Genomic DNA, 16,232 nt, shown 5'->3' with positions numbered 1-16,232 from the left:
GATGGGTTCCGCCCCGCCCGGGGTCTGTGGGGTGGTTAGCGGGTGGCGCGTAGCGCGGCGGTGGCGGCGTGTCCGATGGCGCGGGCGGTGGCGGCGGGGTCGGTGAGGGTGTGCAGCGTGACGCCGTCCATCGGCCTGTTGGAGGGGTGGTCGTCGGGTAGCAGCCACAGGACCGCGCATCCGGTGGCACGTAAGCGATCGAGGAGTCCCTGGCCGGGTTTGCGGGTCGCTTTTTCGAAGATTCCGTCGGAGATGATGACCAGGAGACGGGCGGCGTTCGGGCGGGACAGGTCGAGGGCGCCGTCGAGGGCTTCGATGGCGTTGCCGATGACGTGGCCGCCGGAGCTTGCACCGAATCTGGTGATCCGGGCGGGGGTGGCGCCGGGGTGTGTGATCGGGGTGACCAGGCCCGCGCCGAAGGTCACGGTCGCGGTGGTGGCGGGCACGTCGGTGTGGTGTGCGGCGTGGGCGAGAATCCACGCGGCCGAGGCGACCGGTACGAGGTACGGCTTCATGGATTCGGTGACGTCACAGGCGATGCCGAGCCGTAGTGGTGGTGCGGGCACGGTCTTTCTGGTGGTGAGGGTGAACGGTTCGGCGGTGGGGATGGCGCCCGCCGCGCGTTGTGCGGCGGCGGTCATCGCCCCGCGCACCCGCAGCCGTCCGGGTGGGATGGCCGAGGTGGTCGTGGTGGTGGTGCGGTCGCGCACTCCGGCGGTGGTCAGCGCGCGGGCCAGTTGACGTGTGGCGGTGCGTTCGGCTGTGGTCGGCGGGCGGGTGCCCGTGATGTGGGTGGCGTACGGGTTGGTCCCGCCGCCGAAGGTTTTGGTGGCCGCGCTGACCGCGCGGGCGCGGGCGGCGTCGGCGGCGGCACGTGCCTCCATGGCGTCGGTGACGGGGTCGGTGGGCGCGGGGTCGGCGGCAGCCGCGTTGACGATGGCGATGGCGGCGGCGGTAATCGCTTGCGCCAACGGCGACGGTGTCCCGTTCCCGCTACCGGGCTGTGTGCCCGGGTCGGTGCCGCGCTCGGGCGGCGGCTGGTCGGGGTCGTCGCCGAGTGCTTCGCACCAGCGGCGCCCGAGTTCGATCATGGCGGTGGCGTCGTCGTCGGCGACACGGTGCGCCGTACGCCAGATGGCGCGCAGGTCGGCGAGCGTGTCGTCGCCGAGAATGCCGCGCACCACGCGCTCGACCCGGGCGACTTCGCGACCGTTGAGGACACCGCCGTCCACGCGTGCCAGCAACAGCGCGGCGGACTGCGCGGCATCCTGTTTAGTCATGGTCGGTGCGACGGCGGGGTCGTTGGCCCGGGTGTCGGCGAGGATGAGCTTCGTCGCGCTGCCACGCAGCCAGAACCGGTCCTGCGGGCGGCGCCGCAGGTGCGCGGCTTCGATGCGGGACTCTTCCAGCAGGATCGCGGCGGCCGCCGCGCCCGGTGGCGCCCCGGGAGGCTCGCGCCACACCGAGTGTTTCGCGTGGGCGGATTCGTGGGTCAGCAGTCCCCACAGGGTGCGGTAGCGCTTGCGGTCCCCGACCCGGTGCGGTTCGACGGTGGCGGGGTCGACCCCGCTGGGGAGGTGGGTTCCGTCGACTTCGATGGCGGCGAGGTCGGGGAAGAAACAGGCGGGGGCGTCGTGTCCCGCCCCGGGGGCGACGGTGACCACGAGGTCGTCGCGGTCGGCGATGGCGGGGACCTCGTCCCCGAACCGGGCCGACAGGGTCAGCCATCCCGGTTTGGCGGGGAACACGGCGGTCGGTGCGGCGGCGGGTGCGGCGATGTGCGCGGTCATCGTTATGTCCTTTCCGGATGGTCGCGGGCGGCGGAAACCGGTGGGGCGGGGGCTAGAACTGTTCGCCGACGGCGAGCGGGGCGACGTGGGCGCCGAAGACGTTGCGGACCACGTCGGCGACGATGTCCTGGTCTTCTTCCGGCGCGGCGGCGATCAGGTTTCCGGCGGCGGTCATGGGGTCCAGCGCGGCGGCGGTGTCTTTGGCCGCGAGGAGTTCGCGCATCTGGGGCGCCCACCCGATCTCGCCCTTCTTCTGCCGTCCGGCGAGGTTTTTCGCGACCCGCACCACTTTCGGGTCGACCCCGATGCGGGCGGCGAGGTCGTAGTCGGTGGTCACCTCGATTTTGATCCGGAACCTCGACGCCAACGCGGGACTGAGTACCGCGCCGTGTACCCCGGGGTTGTGCCCGCCCACGACGTAGAACCCGGGTGCGGCGTCGACACGTTCCCAGTTGTTGGTCTTGATGGTGATGTGCCCGCGCCCGTCCATGACGGGGTACACCACCGCGAGGACGGGCGCCGGGATGAGGGTGAAGTCGTCGATGAAGAACGCGCGCCCCTCACGCATCGCGGTCACCAGCGGCCCGTGCGCGAACGCGTAACTCCCGCCCGGTGCGGGCACGTACCCGCCCACAATGTCGTCCACCGTGGTGTCACTGTCCCCCGGAAGGGTCACCGCGTCACCGAACGCGGCCTCGACCAGCGACGTCTTGCCCGTCCCCGGGGGCCCGTACAACAGCGAGGGAATCTTGTTCTGCCGCAACTGCCGCAACACCGTCACATCCGAGCTGCCCGCAAGCTTGCGCGGGTGGTAGAGCTGCCCGTTCGGGCGCCGTACCGGTGCGGTCACCAGCGCGGGCGCGGCCGCCTTTTTCGGCCCGGGGGCGCGTTTCGGTGTGACGGGCGCGGGCGGCGTGACGGCGTCGCTTGTCGCGGGTTCGGTGGTGCGCGTGCTGATCACGGCGGTCGCGGCGGCGGCGGGGGTGTTGGCGTTGGCGCGATAGGCGCGGGACGGGTGCCCCATGTAGTGCGCTTCGCCGCGCGCTACCAGCGTTTCCAGGGCGTTGCCCACCGCACCGGATGATCGGTTCAGCAGACGGGCGGCGCCGCCCGCCGTCAGTCCGGCGTTGGCGGGTTGCTGGGTAAGCAGTTCGGCCACCATGCGGCGGAGTTCACCGTTGCGCAACCGGTGTGCCGCGCCCGGGGCGGCGGGCGCGGTACCCGTGGCCGGAGTCGTGGCGTTCGTGGTCATCGTGCTGGTTTCCTTTCACAGCAAAGGGGTTTGTCGGTGCTGGGCGGGGCGGGGACCGAGGACGGGTGGCGGGGGTGATTACGCGCGGCGCACCATGGTGGTGAGCGCGAGCACAGCGTGCCCTTCGCTGGGGTTTTCGGTGGTGTCGGCGTAGCACATAGCAATCCCCAATCACGTGTTTGCCGGGTTTCCCGCTTTCCGGGGCAATTCGTGCCCGGTGCGGTATTTTGTCGCGGTTTCCGGTTTTCCCGGTGACACAACAAACGTAACTCGACCCCACCCGCCCGCGCAATAGTTTTCCGGGGTCAATTTCGGGGAATTTTGCCTATATTTTCGCGTGAATGACCGCGATTTCACGGAAATGTTTGCGCAGGTCAGACGGCTTCGGGTCAACCAGGAAAGGGCAGGCCGGCCACAGGTGAAACCGCGGACAAATGTAATCTTTTCCAATAAACAGAAAGAGAAAGGAAGAGCGAATGAAGGTAAGTGAAGTGCAATGGTGAGCACTGGCGAAACACTAAGGAAGCCGCGTGACATCGCCGCCGGGCCTGATGTGTTCACCTGCTTGGTGTCAAGCGAGTCTGGGATACCGGTGGATCCCCCTTGAGGGGGCGTGACCTGCGAGAACGGCTGACACGAGGGGATCCGGCTTAGGTGGATACCGGAGGACCAGGCCGATAGGCCGGGTCGGTGGGCCCACGGTTGGCAGCCACGCTCCGCATGACCGGAGGCGACGGGGGCGGCATCGAGTGACCGGGCCGACGGCTCGAGCCTGGTATTCGAGGCGGTGTCCGCGCGCCGGATATGCGGGTCGCCACGGTGCCGCCGGAGTGTCTTTGTAGCGCGCGGGAGTCGCCGACAACGCGCGGCGAGAGGCAATGCCAGCGGTGGCGGGGAATGCGAATGTGTGCCCACGAAGTTCTTTTTCTTGGCCTCGATGGTTGTGCTGCCACAGCCGACGCTAGCATCGGCACGGGCGGAATCATGGCGGGAAATCGAGGCTTTTCGCTGTTCTGCACAAATACCTTTGTGGGGAACGTGCCTCGATCCCCGAATGGGCAAGGTGTGTTCGCGGACCGGTGGAGTGTTCATTCATGGCGCCGTGGATCGGGAGAAGTCCTCGACTGATATCCCGGTGTCGTGGTCACGTAACCGCTGGGCGAGGTCGATGGTGTCCGCGGTGGGCGTGGTGTCGATTTCGGCGAGGCGGATTCGCAGGAGGTCCAGGGTGCGGGAGATGGCGTCGTGCCGGCCGAGTGTGTGCTGCAGGCGCATGATGTCGCGGTAGATCAGTTCGTTGTGCGGATCGAATGCCCGCGCGGTTTCCAGCAGATCCAAGGTGTAGTCGGGGTCGGCCTCGACGCGGGCGCGGGCGAGTGCGGCCACGGCGTCGAGCGCGTCGCGCCGGGTCGTTTCCCGGGCGGCGATGAGCCAGTCGGAATCCAGGCCGTCGGCCAGGGCTCCGCCGTAGTGCGTCACGATCGCCTCGTAGGCGTCAGTACGGCGCTCGGTCGTGCCGGCGGTGCGGCGGCGGGTCACCGCGTCGGCGAAGGACCAGTAGTCCACCTCCACCACGGCCGGGTCGAGCCGGTACTGACCGTGCTCGACCAGGACCAGGTCGCCGACGGTGCCACGGGTTGCGGTGTCGAGGGCGCGGCGGATTCGGGAGCGGACGGTGCGCAGCACGCTGGCGGGGTTGCGGGGCGGTTCGTTCGGCCAGAGGGCGTCGACGATCGCGTCCCGGGACACCCCGCGGGGATGCACCGCGAGGAAGACCAGCAGTTCTAGCGGGCGGCTGCTCACCGCGCTGGACAGGTCACGCTGCTCGGTAACGGCTCGTGCAGGGTCTGTGCGCCAGTGCAGGGCGGGGGTCCCGAAGACCGTCAGCGCAAGAGGCGCAGGCGTCTGCTGGTCCCTGTTCGCGGCTCGCAGGCGCGGTTCGTCGCCGTGGATGGAGAGCGGTTCCGGCGCAGGTGTTCCTGCGGTGATTTCCAGGCGTTGCAGGTCGCCTCCGGAGGTTTGTTGCGGGGCCGGGGAAATCGTGTCCGGTGGCGCTGCCACCGGGCGAGGCGGGACGCGGCGCGGGTCGGAGGCGGCGGTCCCGCTGTCGGTGCTGTCGTGCGGGGCGGCGGTGCGCAGGAAGGCCAGCAGGTCGCGGGTCGCGGTTTCGGGCAGGGTGAAGGCGCGGGTGCCGCGTAGCGGTTCGCCGAGGCCGGGGTCGGTGGCCGAGATGGTCCCGTCGGCGGTGACGTAGGCAGTCACCCCGGCACGCCACTGCCCCAGTACCAGCGCGGTAAGCCCGTACTGGCCGTGGTTGTCGAGCAGGTGCTGCAGCCGCGCGTGCTGTTCGTGCTCGCTGGGAGGGGCCGTGACGAGGACGGCGGGCGGGTGCGCCGGAGCTTCGAGGGCGTTCAAGGCGGTGTCCAGGTCGGCCACGACCGTGATCGCCGCGGGCAGGTCGGCGGACGCTCCCGGCACGCCGAGCAGACGGGCCAGGTCTGCAGCGGGCACGTACACCGTCGGCGTCGGTGCGTTCTCGGGGATAGTGGTGAGGAGGGTGAGCAGCAGTGCGCGGGCGGCGGCGTAGCTACCGGGTCCGACCACACCGAGGCCGTGCGCGCGGGCCAGATCCAGGGCAATCCGGGGTCCCTCACCTGGGATGGCGGCTTCGTCGGGCGCGGCTCGCGCGCTGGCCTTGAACGCGACCTCGACTACGGACGGCGGCTTCGCTGGTCCGTCACCGGTGCCGATCACGCGGACACGAGATGCGCGGGCCGCTCGCGGAACCGGCTCGCCACCGGGTTCATGACGTTGCTCGCGCGTGGCCGGGTCGTCGGTCTCAGCGTTCAGGTCGAGGTCTTCGTCGTGGTGCTGGGCACGCAGGTGGGCCACGCGGAGCTGGTACACCACTGGGGCGACCGGCAGGTCGTCGTCGCGCCGTCCGCTGCCGGGCCGGTATCGGGCGTGATGCCGCCGTCGCGCGAGCACGAGCAGGGCGCTGACCGCGGCGGCCAGGCCCAGGCTGACGAACACCTCACCGCTACCCCAGGTCACCGCACCTCCGGCAGGCCGGTCCCCCGCCGAGGCGGCGGCGGGTGTCGCGGCCGGGGCTCCGGAAGGAGCTGGTGCCTCCGCGGTCGGCGCTGGGGACACTATTTCGGGAGCGGGAGCCGGGGCTGCTGACTCCGGCGGTGTGGGTGGGGCAGGCGGCGGGCTGGTCGTGGGAACGCGGAGGGTATCGCCCGGGTGGATCAGGTTCGGGTTGGTCAGCAGCCGCCCGCCGGGCTGAGCGCTGCCCTGGTTGAGTGCCCAGATCTCCGGCCAGCGATCACCGTCGCCCAGGCAGCGCTGCGCGATCCGCCACAATGAGTCGTGAACGCCGTTCTGCGGTGGCCGGACGCGCTCGGTCCCCGCTCCGGCAGGCGGTTGAGAATGCTGGTGGGTGCCAGGGGTGGCCGACGCGGGGCCGGTCACGGCTACCAGGGCATGGCTGGTGAGGCGTGCGTCGTCGGCCGGCGTGAGGGGTGCCGCGGTGGCGGTGCGACCCAGCACAGCCACGAGCAGGGCGCCCACGAGCACGGCCGCGACGCGCCGCACCGGGCCTGTCTGCCGTTTCAGGTCCGGTAGCCCGCCGCGGGCGACGTCGGCCGCGCACGCGGCGAGGTCGAGGACGAACACCAGCCACAGCAGCCAGGCCAGGCAGGCGAGGGCGTCGAGCAGGAACTGTGCCGACATGGGTGTCATCAGCGCTGTGCCGATCTCGTCCAGGCTCGGCAGGTGATCCGGCAATGGCCAGCCCACGCCATGGACCAGCGCCCACGGCAGGCCCGCCACCAGCGCGGCCAGCAAGACGGCGGCGAGCAGCCCTCGCGTCACCCGGCCCAGCAGCCGTGTGGCGCGGAGGAGCGATGCACGGCCGAGCATCAGCTGCTCGCCGCGCCGTCCGGTACTCCGCCGTGGACGGCGGACTCCGGTGCCGTGGGTCGGGCGGCGCGCGGTGCGGTGGCCGCAGGAGTGTCCTTGCCAGGGATGCCGTTGCTCTTTGTGGTGCCAGGGCGTTTGCGTTTACCGCCGCGGGCGGGCTTGGCTGCCTGGTCTCGCCAGCGGGTGAGGTCGGCGGCGGGGATGTCGGTGACCTCGGCGAGCTCGGGCACGTCGATGGCATCGCCGACTGCGGTGAGGACCTCGCCGAGCTCGCGTTCAAGGCCAGCGAGCCGCTCGGCCAACTCGGCGTGCCGTCGGGCCAGCTCGCCCACGGTGGCGGCTGCCTGGGCACGGCGTGCGCTGCGCGCGGAATCCCGCTCCTCGAGGCGGCGAGTGATCTCGTCCTCGCTGGTGACCATGCCGGTGTTCTCCCTCCAGTACGTGCGGGCCTGGTTCAGGGCTCGATGCCGGTGACCCCGCGCTGCGGATGGGCGGCGCCCCGCCCGTGGGTGTGGATGTCGTCGATCCCGGCCAGCGACAGCAGCTGGGTCCGGTAGACGGCGGTGACTTCGACGGTCACCGTGTCCCCGGTGACCGCGACGGTGCCGGTAGCGCCGACGCTGGCCAGATACTGCTGCGCGAGGTCACGTGCCCGTGCCGGATCGATGCGGACAACCCCGTTGGCGCGATACGCCGCGAGGTCGAGCGCCTGGGCGCCGGCACGGGCGGCGGACTCGGCCTGACCGCCGGCGCGGACCTTGCTCGCCAGGGCGAGGCCGCCGTCGAGGCTCAGCCCGGTCAGCGCGAGCAGCCCAAGCAGAAGGGCGAGCACGAACGCGGTCACCCGGCCTTCCTCCGCCCGCCACCACCGCAGGTGTGCGGGCGGGCCGGGCAGGCGTGTGCGCGGCGAGGCAGAGGGGTGAGCAGAATGAGCAGTGTGACCGCGCCCAAGACGGAATCGCCTGTCGTGGACGAGGATCGGATGACGGCCTGGCACGAGGCCGGGCATGCGGTCGTCTACCTGTTGCAGGGCGGGTCGCTGCGCTACGTGACGCTGCGGCCCCATGGCGCCGGACACGTGGGCTTCACCGCGGTCCGGCCCCGCCCTGTCGACCTGGGAGCGCAAGCGGTCGTCGCTCACGCCGGCCCGCTCGCCCAGGCTCGCCATGTCCTCGATGCGACGAGCGCGGCCGAACGGCGCCACGAGGGTGTGACCGACGACGACGTCCGCCTCGGCTCCTACCTGCACGGCGGGCACGACGACCTCGCCCTGATCGCCCAAGCCCGCCAGGCCTACGGACTCGCCGTCGATCAGCCCGATCTGTGGGCCGAGATCGCGCAGGACATCGTCGACCGGCACTGGGCGGACATCAGCCGTATCGCCAAGACGCTGCTCGAGCATCGGACGCTGACTGGCACCCAGCTTCGCGCTCTCGCGCTGGGGCTCCCGCTCGTGCACTGACGCCCCCATCAGGCACCGCCGGGGCGGGCATGGGACCGGTAGGTGTCAACGACTTCGCTGGCGGACGATTCCAGGGTTTTCCCGCCGGGGACGCCAAGCAGGGCGGCTTGTCCAAAGTCGACGGTGCACCGTACGTGCACCGTCACCGCGCCGGCGGGAACCAGCGTGCCCGACAGCGTGGTGGTCACCTCGCGGCACACCACACCCGCCTGGGCCAGCGCGGCGCCGGCGGTGTCGCGAGCGGCGATGGCGGCGGCCGTGGTGGTGCGGTGCAGGGTGGCAGCTCGGGCGGCCTGATGGGCGGCGTCGTCGAGACGCAGCCGCGCGTCGACACCGCGGTGCACCACCACGGCCAGCAACACCAGCAGCATGACCAACACCGGCGTCACCAGCACGGTCTCGGCGGTCACCGAGCCGCGCTCGGCACGCCACCATGCCCGTGCCCCTCCCACCTGCCAGCTCCTTTGCCGCGTCACGACAAGCCCTCCCCTGCCGGGCCGCCGGCACCGGGCGGTGCGATCGCACGGTGAGGTGGGACGAGCGTGAGCCGAGGCCACTCCGCGGATGGCCTTTCCCAGGGGAATTCCCCGGCCTGGGTAAGGTCGCGGGCCGCGGTGACGTGAGCGAACACGTTCTGCGGCAACGCTTCCGCGGCATGGGCCAGTCGGCGAAGGTGATCGTGACCGGGCAGAGCGGCCAGAACATGGCCAGTGCGGTGAGTCAGGTCGGTGTGCCGCAGCTTCGCCTCCCACGCTCGGGTGAGCAGCAGGCAGCCGTGCAGGTGCCAGGCGACCTCGCGCAGGCCGTGGTCGATCGTGGTGACCGCCTCGCGTGCCGCGGCCACCAAATCCTCGCCGGCATCGGGATCGGTAGCGAGTTCCTCGGCGAGTGCGCGCGCGTCGCGGCTGCGGTCAAGACAGCACAGGGCCTGCCACACCACCCGGTGCGCCTCACCCGGCAGTGCGGGGTCGATCCAGGCGCGGGCCGGTGTGCGGTGCAGTTCGTCGACTCCGGCCAGCAGTTCCCGCACCAGCCTCGCGGTCTCGGGCCCGAGGTCGGCGAAATCCCTGCTGCGCCGACCCTCGCCGCTGCGCAATCGGGTCCGGGGAGTTTCCTCGTGCAGCCCTCGGTATTCGCGGACAGTGCACGCGGCACGCCATCCGGCGAGCACGACGATCAAGACCACGGCGGCGAGGATGAACTTCCCGGCGAATCCGTTTCCTGCCACCAGGGCGAGTCCTACGACGATCGCGCTGACGAGTCCTTTCAGGACGGTTTCGGGTCGCACCGTGGCGAGGATCTGCCAGCGCCGCCACTGGCGCGCGGTGACAGCGGGATTCAGCAGCACGGTGTCGTGCCCGTCCGGGAACACGCCATCGAGCACCGGCGACACCAAGCCTGAACGGCCGAGGTTGCCCATCAGGTAACTCCTGTCGACTAACATCAGAAGCTGGCTCTGGATAAGGAAAAGTCAGGGTGTTGTGTCCGTATCGGGCACGAAGCGTTCGACCTCGCCGACGGTTTCGGCGTGCACGTGCAGCTGCACACCGGGCAGGACCGTGGCGGCCTCGCCACGGATACTCACCGCCACCGAGGTCGTGTCACGGGTCACGGTGAGCTGGGGGTCGCGTAGTGGGCCGGCGGCGAGGTCGTCGAGCAGCCGCTGCCCCGCGGCGTGTCCGGTGCCGGCGGTGCCGTGCTGGACACGGGCCGCGGCAAGGGCTTGCGAGGCGGCGGTCTGGGCGACGTGGGTCGCGTGGGACCACACGGCGAACTGGATGATCGCCAGCAACGCCAGCAGCAGCAACGGTGTCGCGATGACCAGCTCGACGGTGACCTCGCCCCGATCCCCGGACAGGGCGCGCCGGACACGGCGAGCCAGCGTCCGCCGCGGTGATGCGTGTCGGGGCGACATGGTCAGCCGATCCCGAGGTTGATCGAGTTGGCCTTCTCGGTCAGTTTCGCCACGATGATCGCGATGATCGCGATCGCGGCGATGGCCATCAGCGCGGTGACGATGACAGTCGTGGTGATCTCGCCACGTTCGGGTTCGGCTCGCAGCACGGCGATCCTCGCCGCAATCACTGTCCATACAGGACGAACGTATTGCTTCATGGCTCCTTCTTTCGTTTCCGTGCGAGGTTTTCCCTCAGCGATGACGCGGCCTAAAGCCCGTTGAGGACCTGGATGACAGCGGGGTAGGCGATGAAGGCCAAAAAGCCGAGAAATAGCGCCGTCACGGGCAGCGCCATACGTTCCGTGGCGGCCTGGGCGTCGGTCTCGGCGTCGGTGACCTGATGGGTGCGCAGCGCTTGGGCTTTGGCGGCCAATGAGGCACGAACGCGGGCGCCTTCAGTGCCGGCTAAGGAGATCGACGCGGCGAGTTCGGCCAGTTCGGTGATGTCGAGTTCCTCGCCGAGCTGACGCAGCGTGTTCCACGGGGTAGTACGGGTCAGCTGGGCGGCGTGCAGAGCGCGGCGGATCTTGTCGAACGCTGGCCCTGTGCCGACGGCCGCGGCGTCACCGAGCGCGGCCTCCACCCCTGCTCCCCCGGCGAGCGTGATCCACACGAGGTCGAGGAAAGCCGAGAGCGCGTCACGGAACTCGCGGCGCAGCCGGGTCGCCTTGGCCCGCACCTCGAGATCCGGAGTCACGAACCCGAGCGCGGCGAGCCCGAGCCCGGCCAGCAGGGGCACCTCGCCCCCCAGCGACAGCCCGCCGAGAACCAGCAGCGCCTGCAGCAGCCACGGCGCCAGCAGACCGGCCACGGCGAGCACGGCTTTCGACGCCAGGTGGGTGTCGACGCCCCGGCCGGTGACTCGCAGATCGACCTCGATCTTTGCGCCCGGAAGCCCGAGCATCCGCAGGCCAGGAACGAAAACACGGCCCCAGCCGCGCACCCACGCGGCCTCGGCGGCGAGGACGATCGGCGTAGCCGGCCGCCCGGCGCTGACCTTGGCGAGCTGGTCACTCAGCGCCGGGCGCGGCGGCAAGGCCCAGGCCAGGAGCAGCCAGAACCCGGCGCCAGCACCGGCGCCGAAGGCGAGTGACGGGATCATGAGCGCTCACCTCCGCCGACAGTCGTTCCGCTGTGTCGCGCGTCGGCGGCCTCTGGGATGTCCAGGGCGAGCACGCGCTGCTGCGGTCCGCCAGTCGCGAACCGGGCGAGCCAGGTGAACCCGGCGGCGAACAAGGCCCCGATGAACAGCAGGATGATCTGGCCGGTGGCGGTGTTGTAGACGTCGAGGTAGGCGCGGTTGAACACCACGACCCCGATGGCGAAGGCGAGGGTGGTGGCGACGATGACCCGCACCGACGTCCGGGTCCGGGCCCGGCCGGTCTCCACGCGCATGCGCATCGCGGCCTGCTCGCGGGCGGTGGTGGCCAGGGAGCCGAGCAGGTCGCCGAGCTGGCGGGCCTGGTGCTCGGCAGCGAGGACGAGGGCGGCTAGGACAAGGTCCGCGGTCGGGTCGTCCAGCTCGCGTGCGAGAGCACGCAGGGCCGGCGCCAGGCGCTGCCCGCTTTCCAGCCTCGCGGTGAGGGTGGCGACCTCGCCGCGGATGGCCGCGGGCGCGAGGCCGGCGGTGGCGAGGATGGCTTGCTCGAGCCCCGCCGCGGCGGACAGGACGTCGCGCAGCATCTCCGTCCACGACGCGATCGCCTCGATCCGGGCGACCCGTCGGGTGTGGGCGCGGTCCGGGCCGACCAGTCGGGGCAGGAACCACGTTCCGGCGGCTGCCAGCACCGCACCGACCACCCACCCGGTCGTGGCGCCTGTCAGTGCGCCCACGCCGACCGCCACGGCCAGGCGCAGCAACACCCTCCGGTCTCCGGCACGGTCCCGTACGGCGCGCAGCAGCGCACCAGGACGCGAGGTTGGCGGCATCGCCGAGGGCCGGCGCCAGGCGGCCGCGATCAGCAGCAGGCCGACGGCGGTACCCAAGCCGAGCGCGGCGGCGGTCATGGTGGTGGTGTCGATGTTCATGGCGTCCACCACCCCTCCGGGCGGGCCAGCAGGTCGGGGTCGAAGCCAGCGGCGACGAGGTCGTCGAGGGTGTCGGCACGCAAGGCACCGGCCACCGGGACGGCGCGGCGGTCCGGGCCGCGGCGGTAGATCTCGTTGGAGATCACCGCCCCGTCCTCGGCGTCGATCACCTCCCGGATCGAGGCGATCACTCGTGTCGTCCGGTCGGTGGCGCGGTCGAGGTGGACCACGAAATGCACCGCGCTCGCAACGAGCAGCGCGGTGGCTTCCAACGGGAGCCGTTCCGGTCCCTGGGCGGCGTAGGAGGCGAGGCGGGTGAACGCGATCTTCGAACTACTGGCGTGGAGTGTGGCCATGGAGCCGTCGTTGCCCTGGCTCATGGCGTTGCACATCGGAATGACCTCAGACCCGCGGATCTCGCCGACGATGACCCGGTCCGGGGACATCCGCAGCCCCCAGCGGACCAGCTCCGCCTGGTCGATGGCGCCCTCGCCTTCGATATTGGGTTCGCGGGATTGCAGGGCGGTGACGTCGGCGTGCAGCTGGGGATCCCGGTCGAGACCGAGCTCGAAGGCGTCCTCGACGGTGACGATCCGCTCCAGCGGGTCCATCTCCGCGGCCAAGCCCCGGAGCAGCGTGGTCTTCCCGGCTCCGGTGCCCCCGGTGACCAGGAGGTTCTTGCGTGCCCGGACCGCCGCGCGCAGGAACCTCTCCAAGCCGACGTCAAGGGTCCCTTGGCGGCGCAGCTGGGCGAGGGTGGCGGTGAGGTAGCCGTGCCGGCGGATCGTGCACGCCGTTACCCCACCCGCCGTGAGGCCGAGGACCGCGAAGAGCCGCTCGCCGCCGGGGAGCTGGAGGTTCAGCGCCGGGCTGCCGCGATCAAACCGGCGTTCCTCCGATGACGCCCGGGCGGCGAGGGCGCGGATCAGGTCGGTGAGTTCCTCGTTCGAGGCCGCGACCGGCGCTACCTGAGCTCGGCGGCCGTCGTTGTACTGGACGAACACGCGATCGAAGCGATTGACCACGATCGTCTCTACCGACGGATCCGCCAGCAGTGGCTGCAGACCGCCCAAGCCGAACACCTCGTCCAAAACCTGGTCGACGACCCGCTGCTCCGTCGCTGAATCCACCAGGGCGCGTCCGGCGAGGAGTTCGGCCTCGCTGTGTGCGGCGACCGCTGTGTCGAGGACCTCTCGGCCGATCTCGCGGCGCTGGGCCACGCTCAACGCACCACCGCTCGCGCGGGACGCGTTCTCGACCCGGCCGGGCAGGTCCGTGGTCAGCGCCTGCCGGAGCCGAGCGCGCAGCCGCTGCTCGGCATCGCCTCCGTTGCCCGGCGCGGCGGACGGTGCAGCTGGGTGATGGGTCTGAGTCATGCGAGTGGCTCCTTTCCGGCGGTGCTGGGCTGATGACCGTTGTGCCGCGGATCAATCACCCGCGGCGGCGAGGACGCCGGGTGTGACCCGAGGCCGGGCGGGGTGATGAGCACGCCACCGGGTCGGCGCACCTGCTGGGCAGGTACACCCGGGACACCGGCCGGCGTGGTCGCCGGTGGGGAGGCGGTGGGACTGGCGGGTTCGGCCAGGGTGCGGGCGAGAGCGGCGGCGTGGCGGGCAAGACCACCGTTGTTGCCGCGACGGCGGGCCGGTGGCCGGTGACCGGTCAGCGTGGCGGCAGCGATCGGGTCGTGTGGGAGACGCCCAATCGCGGGTACCCCTAGCTCACGCTCGACGTCCACGGTCGGATGACCATCTCCGGTCAGCAGCAAGCCGGGACGTGGCGTCCAGCGCGCCAGTTCCCCCAGCCGCACCGCGGCGTGGGCGAGGTCGTCGCCCTGAGTACCAGTCACCAACACCAGAGCGTCGGCGCGGCGCGCGATCGCCTCGGCAGGTGATCCGGGATCCGCCCGCCCGCAATCGGCGATCACCACCACTCCCGCGTCGCGGGCCACGACGGGCAACAGCGATCCGTTCGGGGCCGTGGCCAGGGTCGACAGCGCGGCGCGCGCGTGCGTGCCACCCGGCGGAGCCACCAGCGCGCGGGCGCCGCCGGGAAGGGCCTGGGTGTGGTCCCACACCACCGCGGGATCACGGGTGCGGCGCGCCGCGGCGGCAAGGCTCACCAGCCCCGGGGTGGCCGGCAGTCCGAACCGCATCGCCAGATCACCCCCGGCCGGATCGACCTCGGCGACCAGACGGCGAGTGCTCGCAGCCTGCGGCCACGTCATGGCCAGCGCGACGGCCAGAGTGGTCACGCCCGGCGAGCCTTTCAGCGAGCACAAGGCGATCAGCATCACCGCTCACCGCCCGCCGGTTGCATCACCAGCGCCAGCTGACCGGCCGGGACCTGCGCCAGCCGCGACGCCCCGGCGGTGTCGAGCTCCAGCGACACCACGGTCGTCTGATCCGTGCCCACAGGGGCGACCCTGACGACCGTGGCACGCCAGGACGTCCCCGGCGATTGCCCGGTCGAGCTTCCTGCCGTGGTGGTGACGACGACGGTCACCGGGGCTCCGGCGGCCAGCTCGGGCGGGGCCTGCCCCGGCTTCACGACGACCGCGACCACCGCCCGGCCCACCGCCGGGATCGCGGCGGCGCCCACCGCGTCCGGCGTCAGCAGCGCTCCCGCGCCGAGGCCGGTCGCCATCGGCTGCCCCAGCACGCTCTCCGCCCGATCCGCCGGAATCAGCGCCACGCCCGGCGCGGCGGACACGTCAATGCTGCGCAGGTCCGCGGGCGTCAGCACATGCCCGAGCGGGACCGGCTTCGCCAGCGCCAGCACCGGAACCCGGTCCTGGGTGCTGGTCGTCCACCACACCGCGCCACCGACACACAGCACCACCAGCAACACCCCGGCCACCAGATGCGGCAACCGGCGCCGCCGACCTCGGCGCGCAGCCGTCCTCGACGGCGAACCCGAGGAGTCCAGCCACGACGCTGGCCGGGCTTCACCGGTCGCGTTGTGGCCGCGCGCGGGACTGTCAGTACTGGTCACGAGAAACCCCTCCAGGCATAGCTCGCCCGCACCACGTATTCACCCGGCCAGCAAATGCCGCCGTGAATACACGGTCAGGAAACGAAAGGAAGCAAAACTGATGATTTAGTTAGAAAAGGTGTCCGGGTTAGCCGATGCCCAAGGCTTGAGCTTCGGCGACCCGGAAGGACGCCGCTCCGCTGGTGGTCATATCCGGGAACGTGCCCGACGCCCCGGCCCCCGACCACGTGATCCGCCACGACACCGTCGCCATGGCAGGAAACCGCTCGCCCGGCGCACCGGCCGACGAACGCTGGTAGGTGTGGCCGCAATCGGGCGACGCCGACCGCGGATCCCCCTGAGCAGCAAAAGGAGTGCCCGGTCCCGCGCAGGACACGGTGCTGCCGTCACCCATCGCCCAGGACACCGTGGTCGGGGTCGCGGTCGCGGTGACCGACACCCCGGGCACCGAAGCTGTCGCCGACTGCGGCCACCACATCGCGCGATCCAGCCAGAGCCACGTCGGCAGCTGCACCAGCTGGGTTCCGGCCGGGCTTGAGCCAATCACCGGACTCGGCAACCGCAGCTGCGACCGCGCCTGCTCGGCCAACTCTTCTGGCGAGGGCGGCGGCGCGGCACCCGGTGCCTGACCATCGGGGATCCACACCGGCGCCCGGTAGAGCGCGTCCCGCTGCCCCTGACCGGAACACCGATAGACGTACCACGCGCCGCCCGGCCCTGAACCTTGCGCCAGCACCACTTCTTGGGGCCGCGGACGAACCAACGACACGAACTGCACCCCACCGGAATCCGAGAGGCGTCGGTGGAAGCGGACCGTCTGCACAC

General features: G+C 71.2%; 16 protein-coding genes. 1 reads left to right on the top strand and 15 read right to left on the bottom strand.

Annotated features, from left to right (window positions below; genetic code table 11):
- Positions 1-35 precede the first annotated feature (35 nt).
- The 5 genes from ACIBTM_RS39395 to ACIBTM_RS39375 all read right to left on the bottom strand — a co-directional run bounded on the left by ACIBTM_RS39395 (position 36) and on the right by ACIBTM_RS39375 (position 7,810).
- Entirely contained in the window at positions 36-1,790 is a 1,755-nt protein-coding gene (locus tag ACIBTM_RS39395; protein WP_395882237.1) for a hypothetical protein, read from the bottom strand.
- Between the two features lie 52 nt (positions 1,791-1,842).
- Positions 1,843-3,042, bottom strand: coding sequence for an AAA family ATPase (locus ACIBTM_RS39390; RefSeq protein ID WP_395882236.1), 1,200 nt, complete (start codon positions 3,040-3,042; stop codon positions 1,843-1,845).
- A gap of 1,092 nt (positions 3,043-4,134) precedes the next feature.
- A complete protein-coding gene (locus tag ACIBTM_RS39385; protein WP_395882235.1) occupies positions 4,135-6,966 on the bottom strand; it encodes a BTAD domain-containing putative transcriptional regulator in 2,832 nt (943 codons plus the stop codon).
- A complete protein-coding gene (locus ACIBTM_RS39380) occupies positions 6,966-7,385 on the bottom strand; it encodes a hypothetical protein (protein ID WP_395882234.1) in 420 nt (139 codons plus the stop codon). The genes ACIBTM_RS39385 and ACIBTM_RS39380 overlap by 1 nt, the downstream gene beginning before the upstream one ends.
- Positions 7,386-7,420: 35 nt before the next feature.
- A complete protein-coding gene (locus ACIBTM_RS39375) occupies positions 7,421-7,810 on the bottom strand; it encodes a hypothetical protein (RefSeq protein WP_395882233.1) in 390 nt (129 codons plus the stop codon).
- An 84-nt stretch (positions 7,811-7,894) separates the two neighbouring features.
- Here ACIBTM_RS39375 and ACIBTM_RS39370 point away from each other — a divergent pair, with 84 nt between their 5' ends.
- Positions 7,895-8,428, top strand: a complete 534-nt coding sequence (locus ACIBTM_RS39370; protein ID WP_395882232.1) for a hypothetical protein — start codon at positions 7,895-7,897, stop codon at positions 8,426-8,428.
- Positions 8,429-8,436: 8 nt separating this feature from the next.
- Here the strand turns inward: ACIBTM_RS39370 and ACIBTM_RS39365 are convergent, their stop codons facing one another.
- The 10 genes from ACIBTM_RS39365 to ACIBTM_RS39320 form a co-directional block, all read right to left on the bottom strand.
- Complete coding sequence (locus ACIBTM_RS39365; protein ID WP_395882231.1) at positions 8,437-8,880, bottom strand: TadE/TadG family type IV pilus assembly protein; 444 nt, start codon at positions 8,878-8,880, stop codon at positions 8,437-8,439.
- Positions 8,881-8,900: 20 nt separating this feature from the next.
- Complete coding sequence (locus ACIBTM_RS39360; RefSeq protein ID WP_395882230.1) at positions 8,901-9,848, bottom strand: hypothetical protein; 948 nt, start codon at positions 9,846-9,848, stop codon at positions 8,901-8,903.
- A gap of 51 nt (positions 9,849-9,899) precedes the next feature.
- Positions 9,900-10,343, bottom strand: coding sequence for a TadE/TadG family type IV pilus assembly protein (locus tag ACIBTM_RS39355; RefSeq protein WP_395882229.1), 444 nt, complete (start codon positions 10,341-10,343; stop codon positions 9,900-9,902).
- Positions 10,344-10,345: 2 nt separating this feature from the next.
- Positions 10,346-10,543 (bottom strand): hypothetical protein, encoded by a 198-nt coding sequence (locus tag ACIBTM_RS39350; protein ID WP_395882228.1) that lies wholly within the window; start codon positions 10,541-10,543, stop codon positions 10,346-10,348.
- Positions 10,544-10,593: 50 nt separating this feature from the next.
- Positions 10,594-11,487, bottom strand: coding sequence for a type II secretion system F family protein (locus tag ACIBTM_RS39345; protein WP_395882227.1), 894 nt, complete (start codon positions 11,485-11,487; stop codon positions 10,594-10,596).
- Positions 11,484-12,413 carry a type II secretion system F family protein gene (locus tag ACIBTM_RS39340; protein ID WP_395882226.1) on the bottom strand — a complete coding sequence of 310 codons (930 nt, stop codon included), beginning with the start codon at positions 12,411-12,413 and terminating at the stop codon, positions 11,484-11,486. The genes ACIBTM_RS39345 and ACIBTM_RS39340 overlap by 4 nt, the downstream gene beginning before the upstream one ends.
- Positions 12,410-13,789: a CpaF family protein gene (locus ACIBTM_RS39335; protein ID WP_395882225.1), complete on the bottom strand. Its 1,380-nt coding sequence runs from the start codon at positions 13,787-13,789 to the stop codon at positions 12,410-12,412. Before ACIBTM_RS39335 ends, ACIBTM_RS39340 begins: the two co-directional genes overlap by 4 nt.
- Positions 13,786-14,706: a carbon monoxide dehydrogenase maturation protein gene (locus tag ACIBTM_RS39330; RefSeq protein WP_395882224.1), complete on the bottom strand. Its 921-nt coding sequence runs from the start codon at positions 14,704-14,706 to the stop codon at positions 13,786-13,788. The genes ACIBTM_RS39335 and ACIBTM_RS39330 overlap by 4 nt, the downstream gene beginning before the upstream one ends.
- Positions 14,706-15,407, bottom strand: a complete 702-nt coding sequence (locus ACIBTM_RS39325) for an SAF domain-containing protein (protein WP_395882223.1) — start codon at positions 15,405-15,407, stop codon at positions 14,706-14,708. The genes ACIBTM_RS39330 and ACIBTM_RS39325 overlap by 1 nt, the downstream gene beginning before the upstream one ends.
- A gap of 127 nt (positions 15,408-15,534) precedes the next feature.
- Complete coding sequence (locus ACIBTM_RS39320; RefSeq protein ID WP_395882222.1) at positions 15,535-16,176, bottom strand: hypothetical protein; 642 nt, start codon at positions 16,174-16,176, stop codon at positions 15,535-15,537.
- Positions 16,177-16,232: the final 56 nt, after the last annotated feature.

Origin of the sequence: Amycolatopsis sp. NPDC049868 (genome assembly GCF_044461365.1) — a bacterium.
Taxonomy (GTDB): domain Bacteria; phylum Actinomycetota; class Actinomycetes; order Mycobacteriales; family Pseudonocardiaceae; genus Amycolatopsis.
Note: the sequence above shows the minus strand (reverse complement) of the source record. Positions and strands in the feature narration are given on the sequence as shown.

Bases quoted from the DNA above. Each gene is read 5' to 3' on its own strand.
- ACIBTM_RS39340 (WP_395882226.1), bottom strand. From the start codon at position 12,413: ATGAACATCGACACCACCACCATGACCGCCGCCGCGCTCGGCTTGGGT.
- ACIBTM_RS39380 (WP_395882234.1), bottom strand. From the start codon at position 7,385: ATGGTCACCAGCGAGGACGAGATCACTCGCCGCCTCGAGGAGCGGGAT.
- ACIBTM_RS39370 (WP_395882232.1), top strand. From the start codon at position 7,895: ATGAGCAGTGTGACCGCGCCCAAGACGGAATCGCCTGTCGTGGACGAG.
- ACIBTM_RS39390 (WP_395882236.1), bottom strand. From the start codon at position 3,042: ATGACCACGAACGCCACGACTCCGGCCACGGGTACCGCGCCCGCCGCC.
- ACIBTM_RS39345 (WP_395882227.1), bottom strand. From the start codon at position 11,487: ATGATCCCGTCACTCGCCTTCGGCGCCGGTGCTGGCGCCGGGTTCTGG.
- ACIBTM_RS39360 (WP_395882230.1), bottom strand. From the start codon at position 9,848: ATGGGCAACCTCGGCCGTTCAGGCTTGGTGTCGCCGGTGCTCGATGGC.
- ACIBTM_RS39385 (WP_395882235.1), bottom strand. From the start codon at position 6,966: ATGCTCGGCCGTGCATCGCTCCTCCGCGCCACACGGCTGCTGGGCCGG.
- ACIBTM_RS39355 (WP_395882229.1), bottom strand. From the start codon at position 10,343: ATGTCGCCCCGACACGCATCACCGCGGCGGACGCTGGCTCGCCGTGTC.
- ACIBTM_RS39395 (WP_395882237.1), bottom strand. From the start codon at position 1,790: ATGACCGCGCACATCGCCGCACCCGCCGCCGCACCGACCGCCGTGTTC.
- ACIBTM_RS39330 (WP_395882224.1), bottom strand. From the start codon at position 14,706: ATGCTGATCGCCTTGTGCTCGCTGAAAGGCTCGCCGGGCGTGACCACT.
- ACIBTM_RS39335 (WP_395882225.1), bottom strand. From the start codon at position 13,789: ATGACTCAGACCCATCACCCAGCTGCACCGTCCGCCGCGCCGGGCAAC.
- ACIBTM_RS39350 (WP_395882228.1), bottom strand. From the start codon at position 10,543: ATGAAGCAATACGTTCGTCCTGTATGGACAGTGATTGCGGCGAGGATC.